This window comes from Pseudonocardia sp. ICBG1293, from assembly GCF_020131355.1.
Taxonomy (GTDB): domain Bacteria; phylum Actinomycetota; class Actinomycetes; order Mycobacteriales; family Pseudonocardiaceae; genus Pseudonocardia.
In genome coordinates this window covers 405,389-421,435 of sequence record NZ_JAHLEL010000006.1, presented here as the reverse complement: position 1 = coordinate 421,435, position 16,047 = coordinate 405,389, and the positions used below count along the sequence as shown (strand labels likewise).

Annotated in this window: 16 protein-coding genes; 6 read left to right on the top strand and 10 right to left on the bottom strand. The window is 71.9% G+C overall.

All coding sequences use genetic code 11. The features are described 5' to 3' along the window. Positions 1-84: 84 nt before the first annotated feature. Genes KPF47_RS02625 through cobC form a run of 4 tightly spaced genes read right to left on the bottom strand, consistent with a single transcriptional unit; the run spans position 85 to position 4,227 of the window. A complete protein-coding gene (locus tag KPF47_RS02625; protein WP_224386821.1) occupies positions 85-1,230 on the bottom strand; it encodes a bifunctional RNase H/acid phosphatase in 1,146 nt (381 codons plus the stop codon). A 2-nt stretch (positions 1,231-1,232) separates the two neighbouring features. Further along, positions 1,233-1,958 carry a zinc ribbon domain-containing protein gene (locus KPF47_RS02620; RefSeq protein ID WP_224386573.1) on the bottom strand — a complete coding sequence of 242 codons (726 nt, stop codon included), beginning with the start codon at positions 1,956-1,958 and terminating at the stop codon, positions 1,233-1,235. After that, positions 1,955-3,139 (bottom strand): Nif3-like dinuclear metal center hexameric protein, encoded by a 1,185-nt coding sequence (locus tag KPF47_RS02615; RefSeq protein ID WP_224386572.1) that lies wholly within the window; start codon positions 3,137-3,139, stop codon positions 1,955-1,957. The genes KPF47_RS02620 and KPF47_RS02615 overlap by 4 nt, the downstream gene beginning before the upstream one ends. Next, a complete protein-coding gene (gene cobC, locus KPF47_RS02610) occupies positions 3,136-4,227 on the bottom strand; it encodes an Rv2231c family pyridoxal phosphate-dependent protein CobC (RefSeq protein WP_224386571.1) in 1,092 nt (363 codons plus the stop codon). The genes KPF47_RS02615 and cobC overlap by 4 nt, the downstream gene beginning before the upstream one ends. A 106-nt stretch (positions 4,228-4,333) precedes the next feature. Between cobC and KPF47_RS02605 the strand changes: the two genes are divergently transcribed. Both KPF47_RS02605 and KPF47_RS02600 read left to right on the top strand, forming a co-directional pair. Next, positions 4,334-4,792: a low molecular weight protein-tyrosine-phosphatase gene (locus KPF47_RS02605; RefSeq protein ID WP_224386570.1), complete on the top strand. Its 459-nt coding sequence runs from the start codon at positions 4,334-4,336 to the stop codon at positions 4,790-4,792. Further along, entirely contained in the window at positions 4,789-5,628 is an 840-nt protein-coding gene (locus KPF47_RS02600; protein WP_374108777.1) for a fructosamine kinase family protein, read from the top strand. The genes KPF47_RS02605 and KPF47_RS02600 overlap by 4 nt, the downstream gene beginning before the upstream one ends. A 132-nt stretch (positions 5,629-5,760) precedes the next feature. Here the strand turns inward: KPF47_RS02600 and KPF47_RS02595 are convergent, their stop codons facing one another. Both KPF47_RS02595 and KPF47_RS02590 read right to left on the bottom strand, forming a co-directional pair. Then, on the bottom strand, positions 5,761-6,984 hold the full coding sequence (locus KPF47_RS02595; protein ID WP_374108788.1) for an IS701 family transposase: 1,224 nt from the start codon (positions 6,982-6,984) through the stop codon (positions 5,761-5,763). A 54-nt stretch (positions 6,985-7,038) separates the two neighbouring features. Beyond that, positions 7,039-7,410, bottom strand: a complete 372-nt coding sequence (locus KPF47_RS02590; RefSeq protein ID WP_374108776.1) for a transposase — start codon at positions 7,408-7,410, stop codon at positions 7,039-7,041. 100 nt (positions 7,411-7,510) lie between these two features. On the opposite strand from KPF47_RS02590, the gene KPF47_RS02585 reads away from it, so the two are divergent. Then, a complete protein-coding gene (locus KPF47_RS02585) occupies positions 7,511-8,935 on the top strand; it encodes an NF041680 family putative transposase (protein WP_224386384.1) in 1,425 nt (474 codons plus the stop codon). A gap of 80 nt (positions 8,936-9,015) precedes the next feature. After that, complete coding sequence (locus KPF47_RS02580) at positions 9,016-9,855, top strand: IS5 family transposase (protein ID WP_224386569.1); 840 nt, start codon at positions 9,016-9,018, stop codon at positions 9,853-9,855. 31 nt (positions 9,856-9,886) lie between these two features. Here KPF47_RS02580 and KPF47_RS02575 read toward each other — a convergent pair whose 3' ends face one another. Continuing rightward, positions 9,887-10,480: a plasmid pRiA4b ORF-3 family protein gene (locus KPF47_RS02575; protein WP_224386178.1), complete on the bottom strand. Its 594-nt coding sequence runs from the start codon at positions 10,478-10,480 to the stop codon at positions 9,887-9,889. Between the two features lie 180 nt (positions 10,481-10,660). Here KPF47_RS02575 and KPF47_RS02570 point away from each other — a divergent pair, with 180 nt between their 5' ends. Together KPF47_RS02570 and KPF47_RS02565 are read left to right on the top strand one after the other, a co-directional pair. Continuing rightward, positions 10,661-11,503, top strand: a complete 843-nt coding sequence (locus KPF47_RS02570) for an IS5 family transposase (protein ID WP_224386276.1) — start codon at positions 10,661-10,663, stop codon at positions 11,501-11,503. A gap of 254 nt (positions 11,504-11,757) precedes the next feature. Then, complete coding sequence (locus tag KPF47_RS02565) at positions 11,758-12,615, top strand: IS5 family transposase (protein WP_224386568.1); 858 nt, start codon at positions 11,758-11,760, stop codon at positions 12,613-12,615. A 165-nt stretch (positions 12,616-12,780) separates the two neighbouring features. Here KPF47_RS02565 and KPF47_RS02560 read toward each other — a convergent pair whose 3' ends face one another. From KPF47_RS02560 to KPF47_RS02550, 3 genes are read right to left on the bottom strand one after another with little or no spacing between them, the layout of a single operon-like run. Next, entirely contained in the window at positions 12,781-13,233 is a 453-nt protein-coding gene (locus tag KPF47_RS02560) for an IS5 family transposase (RefSeq protein ID WP_224386567.1), read from the bottom strand. A gap of 47 nt (positions 13,234-13,280) precedes the next feature. Continuing rightward, positions 13,281-14,558: a class I SAM-dependent methyltransferase gene (locus tag KPF47_RS02555; RefSeq protein ID WP_224386566.1), complete on the bottom strand. Its 1,278-nt coding sequence runs from the start codon at positions 14,556-14,558 to the stop codon at positions 13,281-13,283. A gap of 38 nt (positions 14,559-14,596) precedes the next feature. Further along, entirely contained in the window at positions 14,597-15,961 is a 1,365-nt protein-coding gene (locus KPF47_RS02550) for an FAD-binding oxidoreductase (RefSeq protein WP_224386565.1), read from the bottom strand. Between the last annotated feature and the right edge of the window lie 86 nt (positions 15,962-16,047).

Sequence of the window (16,047 nt, the reverse complement as noted above, 5' to 3'; positions counted from 1 at the left end):
AGGAAGGGGAACAACTGTCCGGAGTCGACACCGCCCGAACGGGTCAGGACGGTATCGATCCAGGACGGCGCGCCGGTCCGGTGGCTACCGGAGGTCGTCCAGGTAGGACGTCTCGTTGACCAGGCGCACCGAGGCGCCCCCGCCGGGGTAGAAGTCGGCGATGTTGAGGCACGCCAGGTCCAGGTGCATGCGGTAGAGCACCTCGTCGCCCGCGCCCAGCGCGGTACGCAGCAGCATCTTGATCGGCGTGACGTGGCTGACCAGGATCACCGTCCGGCCGGCGAACTCCCGGACGATCCGGGCCCGCTCGGCCTCGACCCGCTCCCCCACCGCGCGGAAGCTCTCCCCGCCGGGCGGTTCGACGTCGGCCGAGCCCAGCCAGCGGCCGTACAGCTCGGGGTCGCGCTCGCGGGCCTCGGTGAAGGTGAGTCCCTCCCAACCGCCGAAGTCGGTCTCGATCAGGGCGTCCCGGATCTCCAGGTCCGCGCCGGTGGTCTCGGCGACCGCGGCCGCGGTCTGGCGGGCCCGGCGCAGCGGCGAGGACAGCACGGCGGCCGGCTCGACGTCCTGGCCGGCGAGCCGCTGCGCGAGGGCACGGGCCGCGGCGGCGGCCTGCTGCTGCCCCAGCCCGGTCAGCTCGGGGTCGCCGTGGCCGGAGTAGCGGCGCTCGACCGACAGCTCGGTCTGACCGTGGCGCAGCAGGATCAGCCGCACCGGGGACCCCGTCTGCCCGGTCCACGCCGCGGCGGTGGCCGCCGAGTCGGTCGACGCGGACACTCCCGCGGGCGGCTTGGGAGCCGGGCCCGGCGCGGCGGACGGGTCCAGGGTCGGGCTGGACCCCCCGTCCATCGCACGGTTGGCGAGCGCGTCGGCGCGGGCGTTGTCCTTGCGCGGGATCCAGACGAAGGTGACCGCGTCGAAGTCCGCGGCCAGCTCGCGCGCGGTGTCGGCGAGCTCGGCCAGCGCCGGGTGCTTGATCTTCCAGCGCCCGCTCATCTGCTCGACGACGAGCTTGGAGTCCATCCGGGCCTCGACCTCGGTGGCCCCCAGGTCACGGGCGGCGGTGAGCCCGGCGATCAGGCCGCGGTACTCGGCGACGTTGTTGGTGGTGGTCCCGAGGCCGTCGTAGACCTCCCCGAGGACCTGGCGGGCTCCGGCGTCGAGCACGACCGCCCCGTAGCCGGCGGGCCCGGGGTTGCCGCGGGAGCCGCCGTCCGCCTCGATGACCAGCTTCACCGGCCACGCACCAGGATCGCGCCGCACTCCTCGCAGTGGACGACCTCGTCGGCGGGCGCCGTGCGGACCTGGTTGAGGAAGGTCCGGTCGAGCTCGAGCCGGCACGCTCCGCAGCGGGACTCGCGCAGCTGCCCGGCCGCGACCCGGCCGCCGGCGCGGATGCGCTCGTAGTCGGCGAGCAGGTCCGCGGGCAGCGCGGCGACGAGTTCGGCGCGGGCCCGGTCGCGCCCGGCACGGGTGGCGTCGATGTCGCCCTCGGCCGACTCGCGCTTCGCCGTCACCTCGTCGACCGCGGTCTCGGCCTCGGCCAGCTCGCCGCGGGCGTGGTCGAGCTCGATGCCGACGGCCTCGCGCTCCTCCATGATGCCGAGCTGCTCGTCCTCCAGGACGCCCTGGCGCCGGGCCAGGGTCTCCAGCTCGTGCTGGAGCTCGGTGGCCTGCTTCGCGCCGATCCCGGACCCGGCGAGCAGCTGCTGGTCACGGTCGGTGCGGGCGCGGACGCCCTCCACGTCGCGCTCCAGGCGGGCGATGTCGCGGTCGAGGTCCCCGGCCCGGGTCTCGGCTCGGACCTGGGCGTCGCGGGCCGCGCGGACCCGCTGCTCGGCCTCGGCCAGCTGCGCCAGCTCGGGCAGCGTCGACCGCCGGTGGGTGAGCCGGCCGATCTCGGCGTCCACCTCGGCCAGCGTCACCAGCTTCGCCTGCGCGGTGGGATCGGCCTTCATGCACTCGCCTCCGGTTGTCCTGCTGTGGGGTCGGACCCGCTGCGCGCAGCGGTGGTCCAGGGATCGGTGCGGGCCCGCGAGACCGCGACGGTGACGCTACCGCCGAGGGCGGCGGCCACGACGTCGGCGGCCTGGCCGCACCAGGGCCACTCGGAGGCCCAGTGCGCGACGTCGACCAGTGCGGGGGTGGGACCGCCGGGGCCGGTCCCGGCCAGTGCGTGCTCCGACGCCGGGTGGTGGCGCAGGTCGGCGGTCACGAACGCGTCCACCCCGGCCCGGGCGGCGGTGTCCAGCGCCGAGTCGCCTGCGCCCCCGCAGACCGCGACCCGGCGGATCGGGCGGTCCGGGTCACCGGCGCCGCGCACCCCCCAGGCCGTCGCGGGCAGCGCGGCGGCGACCCGGCGGGTGAACGCGGCGAACGGCTCGGCGGCGTCGAGCTCCCCGATCCGGACCAGCCCCCGCGACGACGGCAGCGGCGCCATCTCGAGCAGGTCGAACGCGGGCTCCTCGTAGGGGTGCGCGGACCGCAGGGCGGCGACGACGTCACGGCGCCGGGAGCGCGGCAGCACCATCTCCAGCCGGGTCTCCGCGACCCGCTCCAGTCTCCCCACCGCCCCGATGGCCGGTGCGGCGCCGTCGAGCGGGAGGAACTGCCCGGTCCCGGCGGTGGCGAACGAGCAGTGCGAGTAGTTGCCGATCGCCCCGGCCCCGGCCCCGGACAGGGCGGCGTGCACGGCGCCGATGGCCGGCCCGACCGGCACGAAGGTGACGATCTTGTCCAGCGGCTCGCCGGGGGTGGGCTCCAGCGGGCCGGACACACCCAGGCCCAGCGCGGCGGCGAGCGCGTCGGACACGCCCGGGTCGGCGACGTCGGCGTTGGTGTGCGCGGTGAACAGCGCGACCCCGGCCCGGATCAGCCGGTGCAGCAGCGCACCCTTCGGGGTGTCGGCACCGACGCCGTGCACCCCGCGCAGCAGCAGCGGGTGGTGGGTGACCAGCAGCTGCGCACCGGAGGAGATCGCCTCGTCGACGGTCTCCGGGGTCGGGTCGACCGCGAACAGCACCCGCGACACGGTGTCGTCGGGGTCGCCGCAGACCAGCCCGACCGCGTCCCAGTCCATGGCCAGCCGCGGCGGGTAGGCGGCGTCGAGGGCGGCGACGACGTCGCGCAGCGCGCTCACGCCGACACCTCCAGCCGGCGCAGCGCCTCGTCGAGGGCCTCGACCAGGCGTCGCGCCGTCTCCGGCGGGCGGACGGCGACACGCACGTGGTCGGGTCCGAGCCCGGGGAAGGTGTCGCCGCGGCGCACCGCGACCCCGGACTCGCGCAGCATCCGGCGGACCCGCTCGCCGGTGCCGTCGGGCAGGTGCAGCAGCAGGTAGGGGGCGACCCCGGCGGACACGGCGACGCCCTCGATCGCGGACAGCGCCGTGGCCATGGCGACCCGGTGCGCGGCCAGCTCGCGGGCCCGCTGGTCGGCCGCGGAGACCGCGTCGGGCTCGCAGCAGGCGATCACCGCCTCCAGCGCGGGGGTCGAGACGGGCCACGGGGGACGGGGCGCGGCGAGACGGGCGAGCAGCCCGGGGTCGCCGAGTGCGTAGCCGGCACGCAGCCCGGCCAGCGCCCACGTCTTGGTCAGCGACCGGAGGACCAGCAGGCCGGGGACACCGGCGTCGCCGGCGAGGGTCTCCGGCTCACCGGGGACGGCGTCGGCGAACGCCTCGTCGACGAGCAGGACCCGCCCGGGACGGGCCAGCCCGCGCAGCGTCGCGGCGGGGTGCAGCACCCCGGTGGGGTTGGTCGGGTTCCCGACGACGACCAGGTCGGCGTCCGCGGGCACCGCGGCCGGGTCGAGCGCGTGCCCGGCGGCGGCGTCGGTCGGCACCCGCACCACCGGCACCCCGCCGGCGCGCAGCGCGGCCTCCGGCTCGGTGAACCCGGGGTGCACCACGGCGGCCAGCCGCGGTCGCAGCGCCGGCAGCAGGGCGAAGCCCTCCGCGCTGCCGGCGAGCACCAGGACCTCGTCGGGCCGGCGGCCGTGCCGGTCGGCGACGGCGGCGCGGGCGCGGGCGTCGTGGTCGGCGCGCGGGTAGCGGCCGAGGCCGTCGAGGGTGGCGGCGATCCGGTCGCGCAGCCACGGCGGGGGGCCGTCGCCGATCACGTTGACGGCGAAGTCGACGAGCCCGTCGGTGGCCTCGGCGTCGCCGTGGTGCCGCAGGTCGTGCCCGCCCGCGTGATCCGTCCCGGCCGCATGGTGATCGAACGGCATCGGGCCACCCTACGGCGCGCACCGGTGCGCGGTGGACAATGGCCCGGCCACCCACCCGAGCGTCAGGGTCGACGTCGGTACCCCCGCTCCCCGGAGGAACGTCGCAGTGAACGTCGTCTTCGTCTGTACCGGCAACATCTGCCGGTCCCCGATCGCCGAGAAGATCCTCGCCGCCGAGGTCGAGGCCGCCGGGCTCGCCGACCGGGTGCGGGTGACCAGCGCCGGGACCGGTCACTGGCACATCGGGCAGCCGATGGACGACCGCGCCGCCCAGGTGCTCGCCGAGCACGGGTACGACACCGAGCACAGCGCCCGCCAGGTCGACTCCGAGATCCTCTCCTCGGACCTGCTGGTCGCGCTGGACATGGGGCACCTGCGGACCCTCGAGCAGTCGGTGCCCGACCCCAAGCGGGTACGGCTGCTGCGCTCGTTCGACCCGGCGGCCCCCGCGGGCGCCGAGGTGCCCGACCCCTATTACAGCGGCCCGGACGGGTTCGCCGAGGTCCACGCCATGATCGTCGCGGCGATGCCGGGCCTGGTCGAGTACGTCACCCGGAACGCGTGACCGACCGCGTCGCCCGGCTGACCGGTCGTGCGGTGCGGGACGGGCCCTCCGGGTACCCGGCGCGCGCCACCCTCGACGACGGCACCGACGTCGTGGTCAAGGACGCCTCCGCGGACCCGGGCGCGGCCCGGGCCGAGGCCGCCGGTCTGCGCTGGATCGCCGTGCCGGGCGGGCCACCGGTCCCCCACGTGCTCGGCCTCGACGACGCGCTCCTGGTCACCGGGCTCGTCCCCCCGGGCCGGGCGACGCCCGCCGCCGCGGAACGGCTCGGCCGGGAGCTGGCGACGCTGCACGCCGCCGGCGCCGACGGCTTCGGGACGCCGCCACCGGGCGGACCGGTACGGGCGTGGATCGGGCACGCGCGGATGGACAACCGGCGCCACGACGGGCCCTGGGGCGCCTGGTTCGCCGCCGATCGGGTGCTGCCCTACCTGCGGGCGGCCCGGGACCGCGGTGCCGTGGACACGGCCGGTGCTGCCGTCGTCGAGCGGGTGTGCGGGCGGATCAACGTCCTGGCCGGGCCGGACGAGCCGCCCGCCCGGCTGCACGGTGACCTGTGGTCGGGCAACGTGCTGTGGGCGGCGGACGGCGCGACGTGGCTGGTCGACCCGGCCGCGCACGGCGGGCACCGGGAGTCCGACCTCGCGATGCTGGCCCTGTTCGGGCTGCCGTACCTCGACGTCGTCCTCGCCGCCTACGACGAGCGGTTCCCGCTCGCCGACGGCCGGCGCGAGCGGGTCGACCTGCACCAGCTGTTCCCGCTGCTGGTGCACGCGGTGCTCTTCGGGGGCGGGTACGGCGCGCGGGCCGTCGCGGCCACGCGCCGTCTCCGCTGACCCCTAGTACTCCAGCCGCACTTCGTTAGCTGAGCTGTCTTCGTCGTCGATAGTGGCTTTCGCGGGCTCGGTGTTGGTGGCGACGTCGCCAGGTCGACCAGGCCCAGCACGGCGCCTGGGTGGGAATGTGGATCAGAGGTGCCAGGAGACGTCGGATCTCGGCGAGGGTGAGCGGGATGAGCCCGTGATCAGGTCTTTTGGGGCGATCGCCGCGGTGACCGAGAGGTAGGCGTGGGCGAGAATAGCCAGGGTGACGTGGCGGTACCAGGCGTCGTAACGCCGCACTTGATAGTGGTCGAGCCCGACCTCGTTCTTCGCGGTCTGGAAGCACTCCTCGATCGCCCACCGCGGGCCGGCGACGCGGATGAGATCGTCGTCGGTGGTGCCGGGCGGGCCGGCGCACAGGTAGTAGGCCAGATCGGGCTCCTCGCCGGCGGAGAGCTGTGTGTCGGTGAGGATCTGACGTCGGACCAGTAGCCATCGGCCCCATCCGGCCGGGGCGTTCTCGGGCGGATACAGCGAGGCCACGGCCCAGTCGTAGAAGCGTTCTCCCTTCACACCCGGACCGGCTGAGCGGCGCTTCCACGCCCGTCCGGGAGCGCGGGCGACCAGGTCGTCGGCCCGTCGTGAGCCGCTGATCTGACAGATGTCGGCGTCCAGGGACAACGGGACGGACTGGCTGCGCGGAACCGCGACGACGTAGCCGATCCGGCGCTGCTCGCACCAGGTGCGGAACTTGTAGTCCTGCCCGTATGCCTCGTCCGCGGTCACCCATCCTGCGGGAACCCCGGCATCGAGGGCACGGCCGAGCATTTCCTTGGCCAGCGTGGCCTTGGTGGCGAACTCGATCTCCTCAGGCACCGCCGCGGCTCGGCAGCGTTCCCGATCACCGGTCCAGGACTTGGGCAGGTAGAGCTCGCGGTCGATCAACGTCCGGCCCTTGCTCGTGGCATAGGCACAGAAGACTCCGAGCTGGCAGTTCTCCACCCGCCCGGCAGTGCCCGAGTACTGGCGCTGCACCCCCGCCGACTTCGTCCCCTTCTTCAGGAACCCGGTCTCATCGACGATCAGCACCCCACCGGACTCGCCGAGGTGCTCGACGACGTAATCCCGCAGGTCATCACGGACACCGTCGACATCCCAGGTCGCGGAGTTGAGCAGCCGCTGCATCCCATCCGGAGTCGTGTCACCGGCGACCTCGGCCAGCGTCCACCCGTTCTTCCCCGCCAACGGCGCCAACAACCCCCGCACATACGCCCGCGCCCGACGCCGCGGTTCCGTCCGGAAGAACCGGCCCGCCACCAGCCCGAACAGCCCATCCAGGCCACCGGCCCACGCCTCGAGATCCTCCTCCACCTGCACAAGATCGAAGCTTAGCGCACATCAACATCACAAACTGCGGCTGGAGTACTAGGGCGTGTCTCCTAAAGTGCGCAACCAGGTGACGATGGCCTTCAGTGCAACTCCGCCGCGGTAGGTCAGGGCGAGTTTGTCGTAGCGGGTCGCGAGGCCGCGCCACTGCTTGACCTCGCAGAACCCGCGTTCGACGACGTTGCGGCCGCGGTAGTCGACCCGGTCGAACGCCGGTGGTCGGCCGCCGCGTGTGCCGCGTCGTTTCCGGTGTCCCTGCTGGTCAGCCGGCTCCGGGATGACCGCGACGATCCGTCGTCCGCGCAGGTGGGCGCGGATGGCGCGTGAGGAGTAGGCCTTAGCTTGATCTTTAACCTTCCGGAGCTGCTGCTGGGAGGTTGATGTAGTTCGGGCGGCGTGTCGGCGGGACATGGGTACGGCCACCGCTTGATCATCTTCGGGTTCCTTCCACAGAACATCGAAGACGAAAGCGGTGGCCGTGGTGGTCAGTGTGGCTTCTGCCGGGCCAGTGGTGCTCGGTGACACTCCGGTCGGGCGGGGTGATCTTGCCGGGTTTCGGCAGGAGTTCTACGCGTCGTTGACTGCGCGAGCGGATGCGCTGTTCGAGCTCACCGACGCCGTGTTGTGCGCGGACGGCCCGGTTCGCTCGCTACCGGAGCTGACCTTGGTGGCTGAGCACCGTCGCGGGCACGGCGCGATGTACGACGCGTTGGCCTGTGGCAGGATCTCCGCCCGGAGGCTGCGCCGGGTGCTGGCCGGTCTCCCGTTGCCCCGTGCCGTCGACGGTCGGATCGTGCTCGCCGTGGATGTCAGCCCGTGGCTGCGCCCGGACGCTACGACCAGCGATCAGCGGCTGTTCTGCCATGTCTACGGACGCGGAAAGGGCAACGCGCAGCTGATCCCGGGCTGGCCATACTCGTTCGTCGCCGCCCTGGAGACGGGCCGGACGTCGTGGACGGCGGTCCTGGACGCGGTTCGACTCGGCCCGGCCGACGACGCCACCGCGGTGACCGCCACCCAGCTACGCGCGGTCATCGAGCGACTGACCAGCGCCGGGCACTGGCGCCCCGGGGACCCGGACATCGTGATCGTCACCGACACCGGATACGACATCACCCGCCTCGCCTACGTACTGGCCGATCTGCCCGTCGAGCTGGTCGGACGACTGCGCTCGGACCGGGTCCTGCGCCTGCCCAAGCCGCCACGGCTGCCCGGCACGACCGGGCGCCCACCCAAGCACGGCCCGGAGATCGCCTTGAACCGGCCCGCCACCTGGATCGAACCGGTGCACACCACGACGACCAAGACCACCCGCTACGGCACTGCCGTCGCGACCAGCTGGGACCGGGTCCACCCCCGGCTGACCCGGCGCACGTGCTGGATCGACCACGCCGGCGAACTGCCGATCATCGAGGGCACCCTGCTCCGGCTGCAGGTCGACCACCTACCCGGCGACCGCGACCCGAAGCCCGTGTGGCTATGGAGCTCCGCCACCGACGCGAGCGCCGCCGACGTGGACCGCTGGTGGCAGGCGTTCCTCCGCAGATTCGATCTCGAGCACACATTCCGCCTGCTCAAGCAGACCCTCGGCTGGACAACCCCGAAGCTGCGCACCCCCGAAGCCGCCGACCGCTGGACCTGGCTGATCATCGCCTCCCACACCCAACTCCGCCTGGCCCGACCACTGGCCGCCGACCTACGCCGCCCCTGGGAACGACCCGCCGCCCCCACCCGGCTCACCCCGGCCCGGGTTCGCCGCGCCTTTCGGAACATCCGCGCGCGGACCGTCCTCCCGGCCAGTGCACCGAAACCCAGCCGACCCGGTCCCGGCCGCCCACCCGGCTCCCGCAACCGGCACACCCCGACCAGCCACGACGTCGGGAAAACGGTCAAACGCGACCGCACCATCACCGCGCGACGACAACACACAGGTTAAAAACCAAGCTTAGAGGTCGTTTCAGAAGTCGGCGTGTCGGTCCTGTGTGGATCGGCGCTGGTAGCTGATCATGTCCGGTCGTGGCGCGGCGATCTTGTGTCGAGCGATTGGTGAGCGACGAGCTGTGGGCGCTGGTGGAGCCGCTGCTGCCCAAGCCGCGCAAGCACAAGCGGGGACGGACAGGCCGTCCGCGGGTGCCGGATCGGGCCGCTCTGGCCGGGATCGTGTTCGTGCTCAAGACCGGGATCAGCTGGAACGCGCTGCCCGCCGAGCTCGGCTGTGGGTCCGGAGTGACCTGCTGGCGGCGGCTACGGCAGTGGCAGCAGGCCGGGGTCTGGGCCCAGCTGCACCGGGTGATGCTCGACCGCCTCGCCCAGCAGGGCCTGCTGGACTGGTCGCGGGCGGCGGTGGACAGCGTGAGCGTGCGGGCCAAGCGCCGCGGCGAGGCCACCGGGCCCTCGCCGACCGATCGCGGGAAGGCGGGCAGCAAGTACCACGTGCTCTGCGACCGAGGCGGGCTCCCGCTGCATGCGCTGGTCACCGGGGCGAACACCCACGACAGTCGGATGCTCGCCCCGCTGCTGGACACCAACCCCGGCGTCCGCGAACGGGCGGGACAGCCGGGGCGTCCGCGACGTCGGCCGGACAAGGTGCACGCCGACAAGGGCTACGACTATCCCCGCTGCCGCCGCTACCTGAGTGGGCGTGGGATCGGGGTGCGGATCGCCCGGCGCGGGATCGAGGACTCCACCCGGCTCGGGCGGGTCCGCTGGGTCGTCGAGCGCACCATGTCCTGGCTGCTGGACTTCCGCCGCCTCGCGCTGCGCTACGACCGCGCCGAATCCACGATCACCGCGCTGTTATCGCTGGCCTGCGCCCTGATCTGCCACCGCCGCCTCACCAAGCCGAAGCCGAAGTGATGGTCGACCCAGCCCTCGCTGAGGCACTCGCCTACGAGGTCGGGGCCAGCGGCCGCCAGGCCAGCCACTCCAAGGCCCGGTCGGCCTCGTCAGGGTCGAAGCGGTGCGGGTCGAACGGCCCGCCCGCCCACTCCAGGCGCTCGGCGCGGTCGGGATGGTCAGGGTCGGCGAGCACGGCCTGGAAGTCCTCATACCCCCCGATCCCGCCGACGTCCTCGGGCGGGCACGCCCCCTGCCCGGCGACGCATCGCGGATAGCACACTCCCGGCTCGACGGCCGCGACCGCCTCGACGGTGATCTCGTGGGCCCAGTTGTCACCGAAGTCGTAGACGTAACCGAACCGGTCACCAGCCTTGACCAGCCGAAACAGCTTCTCTTTCGTCTCGTCGGCGACATCCTGTCCGGGCCAGTCCGGGTCTGGGATCCCGTAGCGGCGCCCGACGATCTCGAACTCGTGCAGATGAGAGTTCGTCCAGCCCATCACTGACTGCACCACCTCGTGCAACACCGCCAAGTCGACCTCGCCCGGCACCTGCACCCGACGCCGGACCGCCGGCACCACCTCGGTCAGGACGATCTCCAACTCGAAAATCTTCGTCTTCTCAGACACACGAGGCGCGACCATCAGCCGATGCTGCCAGCCCCGCCGTCACCGGCAGAACCGGGCCCACCACTTCTGAAACGACGTCTAAGAGGTCGCGCGGATTGGTCACAGCTTGGCCGCGGTCGAGTGTCTGGGGGCGAGGGCGGGTACGGGCCTGCCGATCATGAAGTTATCTACGCTTCGTGATCGTCTGGAGGCCGCGTGCCCACCCTGCCATCATGGCTGACCGAGCCGTTGTGGGACCAGTTCACCGCGCTGCTGCCTCATCGAGACGAGTTCGATCCCACCCATCCGCTGGGCTGCCATCGCCGCCGGATCGCGGATCGGATCGTGTTCGACAAGCTCCTGCAGGTACTGCGGTTCGGCTGCTCGTATGAGGGCATCGCTGACAGCACCTGCTCGGCGACCACCATCCGCGATCGTCGTGACGAGTGGATCAGGCTCGGGGTCTTCGCCCAGCTGCGTCGGATCGTCCTGGACGCCTACGACCGCATCGTCGGTCTGCTGCTGCACGACATCGCCGTCGATGGCGCCATCACCAAGGCCCCCGGCGGCGGCGAGGTCGCCGGTCCGTCGCCGGTGGACCGGCGCAAACAGGGTATGAAACGTTCGGTGCTCGTCGAGGGATACGGCATCCCGCTGGGCCGAGTCCTGGCCGGAGCCAACCGGCACGACTCCCCGCTACTGGGCCCCACCCTCGACCGCCTCGATGCTCTCGGCCCGCTGCCCGACGACATCACCGTGCACCTCGACGCCGGCTATGACTCCGGCAAGACCCGCGACACGCTGGCCGAACGAGGCCTGCACGGCGAGATCGCGCACAAGGGTGAGAAAGCGCCGATCCAGGCCACCCGCCGCTGGCACGTCGAGCGGACCAACGCTTGGCACAACAGCTTCAACCGGCTGCAGCGCTGCTACGAACGACGAGAAATCGTCGTCGACGCGTTCTTCGACCTCGCCGACACGATCGTCACACTCCGTAGCTTGATTCGGCAGGCCTGGACCACACACCGCTGGAACGCCCGACCTGCACGACGTCCATGATCACCAACCAATCCGCGCGACCTCTTAGAGGTCATTTCAGAACGAGGTCGACGTGTCTGTTGTAGACGACAAGCGGCTATCTGACCTGCCGTTTGATCTGTCGTCGAGGGGTCAATGGAAACTCGACAAGTCGTTCTGAAACGACCTCTTAGAGCGTCCGGCAGTAGAGGTGGCCGTGTGTCGGTGTTGGTAGAGACACGGACCTGCAAGTGATCATGGGATTGCTGATGTCCTGATGGTCGCCTGGAGGGTCCGTGCCTCTATTGCCAGAATCGCTGATCGACCCCCTCTGGGTCGAGTTCGCTGCCCTGATCGAGGCAGAGCGGCGCCCGGAGTTCGACCCGGCCCATCCGTGGGGATGTCACCGCCGCCGTATCCCCGACCGCCTGGTGTTCGAGCACGTGCTCGCGGCGTTGGTGCACGGCAGCGGCTACGAACGCATCGCCACCCCCGGCTGCTCGGACCGCACGATCCGCCGCCGTCTCGCCCAGTGGGCCGCCGCCGGCGTCGGGGAGCAGGTCCTTCGGGCCGCGCTGGCCGGCTATGACCAGATGATCGGTCTCGACCTCGACGATCTGTCTGCCGACGGAGCGATCACCAAGGCTCCCTGCGGTGGCGAGGGCGCCGGCTGTAACCCGGTCGACCGGGGCAAACAGGGCACCAAACGCTCCGTGGTCTGCGACGGTGCGGGGATCCCGCTGCACCTGATCAGCGCCCGCGCCAATGACCACGACTCGCCGTTGCTGAAACCGACCCTGATCGGGATCTACGACATGATCGGGCCGCTGCCCGAGCGACCGTGCCTGCACCTGGACCGGGGCTATGACTCAGGCAAGACCCGCGATCTGCTCGAACGACTCGGGTTCGACGCACAGATCGCCACCAAGGGCCGGCCCGCCCCGATCCAGGTCGGTAAGCGGTGGCCGGTCGAGCGCACCCATTCCTGGATGAACGGCTACGGCAAGCTGCGCCGGTTCACCGATCGCCGGAAGATCATCGTCGAGTTCTACCTCAACCTCGCCGCCGCGCTCACCGTGATCCGCCGGCTGATCAACCGTGCCCGCAGCCGCTACCGCTGGACAACCCGACCCACGACCCGTCGACTCCGATAACCATCAATCGCCGGACGCTCTTATGCGCGGACCCGCTCGGGTCGGGTCCGCGGTCGGCCCGGACCGACCCGTCCGACGCTCAGATGTGACATCAGGTGCGCGAACATCGGGGCGTCACCGGCCTGGCCAGGGCCGACCAGTACGACCAGCGGGCGGCCGTGTCCGTCAACGAGCTGGTGGATCTTCGTGCCGAGCCCTCCGCGGGAGCGGCCCAACGCGTGATCGGGCGGCTCGATCAGCAGATTCTTGTAGTTCGATCCGGCCCCCTGTGTCCCGCTGCAGGGTCGCGGCGTGTTGGTGAGCGCGGATGATCGTCGAGTCGACCGACACGGCCCAGTCCACGAGACCGGCGGAGTCGGCATCGGCGAGCAGAGCTGCGAGAACCTGGTCCCAGGTGCCGTCACCGCAGTAGCGGCGGTGGCGTTTCCATAGGGTCTGCCACAGCCCGAACTCGACCGGGACATCACGCCAGGCCCGCCCGCAGCGGAACCGGTAGATGATCCCCTCGATCACTCTGCGGTGATCGGCGAACGGGCGCCCTGGCATCCCGTCCGACGAGGGCAGTAACGGCTCGAGTCGGTCCCACTGGGCATCGGTCAGGACGGCACGGCGCGACACCTACTGATCATCGCGCAGGCCCGACCAGCCGGGTTAGGAGACGCGCCCTAGTACGCCCCGTGCTCCCCGCGCAGCGGGAAGCCGGCGGCTCCGCCGTCGGCGAGCTTCACGCCCAGCACCTGGTGCAGCTGGATGTTGTTCAGCTCGAAGCCCAGCCGGCACGCGGCCATGTAGAGCCGCCACACCCGGGCCCGGCCGACACCGACCTCGGCGACGGCGTCGGTCCAGTTGCGCTCCAGGTTCGCGCCCCAGTCCCGCAGCGTCATGGCGTAGTGCTCGCGCAGGTTCTCCTCGTGCCGGATCTCGAAGCCGGCCTCGTTCATCGCGTCCACCAGCGCCGCGACCGGCTCGAGCTCCCCGTCGGGGAACACGTAGCGGTCGATGAAGGCGTCGGTGTGGCGGTGGTCGGGGCGGTGCGGCTGGGTGATGCAGTGGTTGAGCATCCGCCCGCCCGGGCGCAGCTTCGCATACATCGACGCGAAGTAGGAGTCCAGGTTCGCCTTGCCGATGTGCTCGGTCAGCCCGATCGAGGACACCGCGTCGTAGACGCCGTCGGGGACGTCGCGGTAGTCGAGGTGACGGACCTCGGCCAGCTCGGACAGCCCCTCCCGCTCGATGGCCTCCTGCGCCCAGGCGGCCTGCTCGCGGGACAGGGTCACCCCGAGCGCGCGGACGCCGTGCTCGCGGGCGGCGTGGCGGACCATGCCGCCCCAGCCGCAGCCGACGTCGAGCAGCCGCATCCCCGGCTCGAGGTCCAGCTTGGTCGCGACCAGCTCGTACTTCGTCGCCTGTGCCGTCTCCAGCGACGCGTCCGCGTCGGGGTAGGCCGCACAGGTGTAGGTCATCGACGGGCCGAGCACGAACTCGTAGAACCGGTTGGACACGTCGTAGTGGTGCGAGATGGCCTGCGAGTCACGCCGACGGGAGTGCAGCAGCCCCTTCGGACGGGCCTCCAGCTCGGGCGGTGGCATCCGGTGCTCGCGCCAGTAGGGCAGCAGCCGGCGCGCCAGCCACAGCTGCTCCCGGCGCGGGATCGAGTGCAGCGTCACCTCGGCCATCGCCCGCAGCGCGGTGTAGAGGTCCCCGTCGACGTCGATCTCCTCGGTCACGTACGCCCGGGCCAGCCCGAGCGATCCCGGGGCGCTCACCAGCCGGGCCAGTGCCCGGGGCGAGTTGACCCGCAACGTGACCGGGGCGTCGTCGGGACCCGACCTCGACCCGTCGAACCCCTCCACCCGCAGCTCACGCGTGGAACCCAGGACGTGGGACAGGATCCCCGCCACCGGCTCGGTCGTCGTGGCCCGCCGTTCCAGTACTCCTGTCATCGCCGATCCCTCCCCTGTCGATCCCCGCGGTGCGCTCGTCAGCGGCCGGTGACCTTGGCGAACAGGTCGGGTGACCGACCGTCCGGGTCGTACCGCTGCTTCACCGCCCGGTAGGCCGCACCGTTGTAGTGCGACCAGAACTCGTCCTCGCCGTAGTGCACGGTCGAGTACAGCGACTTGTGCGCGCCCAGGTCGGCGACGCACTGCTCGATCAGCCGGTTGTGTGCCCACCGGTCCCCCGGCTTCTCCGCCACCGAGGACCAGAACCCGACGTTGACGTAGAGCCTGCCCGGCTCCATCGGGTAGAGCGGCCAGCTCCGCTCCCCGCGCAGCTGCAGCGGGCACAGCCAGACCGGCAGCACCGGGATCTCCCGGTGGAAGAACTCCAGGAACTCGGCGAGCCGCTCCACCGGGATCTCGACGTCCTGCACGACCATCTCCTCGGCGGTCCCGCCGAGTGCCTCCCGGACCCGGTTCGACGCGCCGTAGCGCTGGTCGAGGGCGACGAGGCGGCGGTAGACGTCCGAGCGCCGCAGACGGCGCGGCCAGAACCGGCGGACCAGCGGGTGCTGCACGCCGAACGCGCGCGAGCACCAGAACCAGTCTGTGTCCCAGCGCCACAGGTAGTCGTGCACGGTCAGGTGGTCGACCGGACGGCGCTGCAGCGACCGGTAGAACACCTCCTGGCCGGTGTAGTCGGAGATCCGGGCGCCCGGCATCGGGGCCTGCACGAACTCCCCGGTGGTCAGGTACTGCTCGTCGGGTCCGAACACGACGCCGTCGAGGAAGTCCACCTCGCCCGCCGCCACGAACCGCTCGATCGCCGCCGACGCCGCGGACGCGCTCGGGTACCGGTGGTGGGTGAGCTTGACGAACGGCGTGACCGGCGCCAGCTCCACGACCAGCCGCACCGCGTAGCCGAGCGTGCCGTAGGAGTTGGGGAACGCCGCGAACAGGTCGGCGTGCTCGCCGTCGGGGGTGACGTGCAGCAGCTCCCCCGCCGGGGTGAGCACGTCCATCTCCAGAACCGACTCGTGCGGCAGCCCGGCGCGGAACGACGTCGACTCGACCCCGAGGCCGGTGACCGCTCCCCCGAGGGTGATGGTCTTGAGCTGCGGCACGACCAACGGCATCAGCCCGTGGACGAGGGTGGCGTCCACGATGGTCTCGTAGGTCGCCATGCCCTGGACCTCGGCCGTGCGCCGGTCCGGGTCCACACCGAGCACACCGTCCAGTGCGGAGGTGTCCAGCCGGCGCGCGGCGGCACCGGTGTCACGGTCGCCGAACCGGAACAGGTTCGACGACGGTTTCCCGAGCTGGACGGCGCCGGCTCCGGCGCGCGCCCGGCGCAGGTTCTCCACCGCGGCGTCGTGCGCGGTGCGGGTGGCGGTCCCGGCGAGCATGGCGGTGACGATAGACCCATATCGTTTGCGAGGCTCATGATTAACGGAGGGTCCTCCGTCACACGACGCAACGATCTTCCCGGCGG

Excerpts from the sequence above, each read along its gene's own strand:
- KPF47_RS02620 (WP_224386573.1), bottom strand. The coding sequence starts at position 1,958 with ATGAAGGCCGATCCCACCGCGCAGGCGAAGCTGGTGACGCTGGCCGAG.
- cobC (WP_224386571.1), bottom strand. The coding sequence starts at position 4,227 with ATGCCGTTCGATCACCATGCGGCCGGGACGGATCACGCGGGCGGGCAC.
- KPF47_RS02590 (WP_374108776.1), bottom strand. The coding sequence starts at position 7,410 with ATGTCCCGCCGACACGCCGCCCGAACTACATCAACCTCCCAGCAGCAG.
- KPF47_RS02575 (WP_224386178.1), bottom strand. The coding sequence starts at position 10,480 with ATGGTCGCGCCTCGTGTGTCTGAGAAGACGAAGATTTTCGAGTTGGAG.
- KPF47_RS02555 (WP_224386566.1), bottom strand. The coding sequence starts at position 14,558 with ATGACAGGAGTACTGGAACGGCGGGCCACGACGACCGAGCCGGTGGCG.
- KPF47_RS02550 (WP_224386565.1), bottom strand. The coding sequence starts at position 15,961 with ATGCTCGCCGGGACCGCCACCCGCACCGCGCACGACGCCGCGGTGGAG.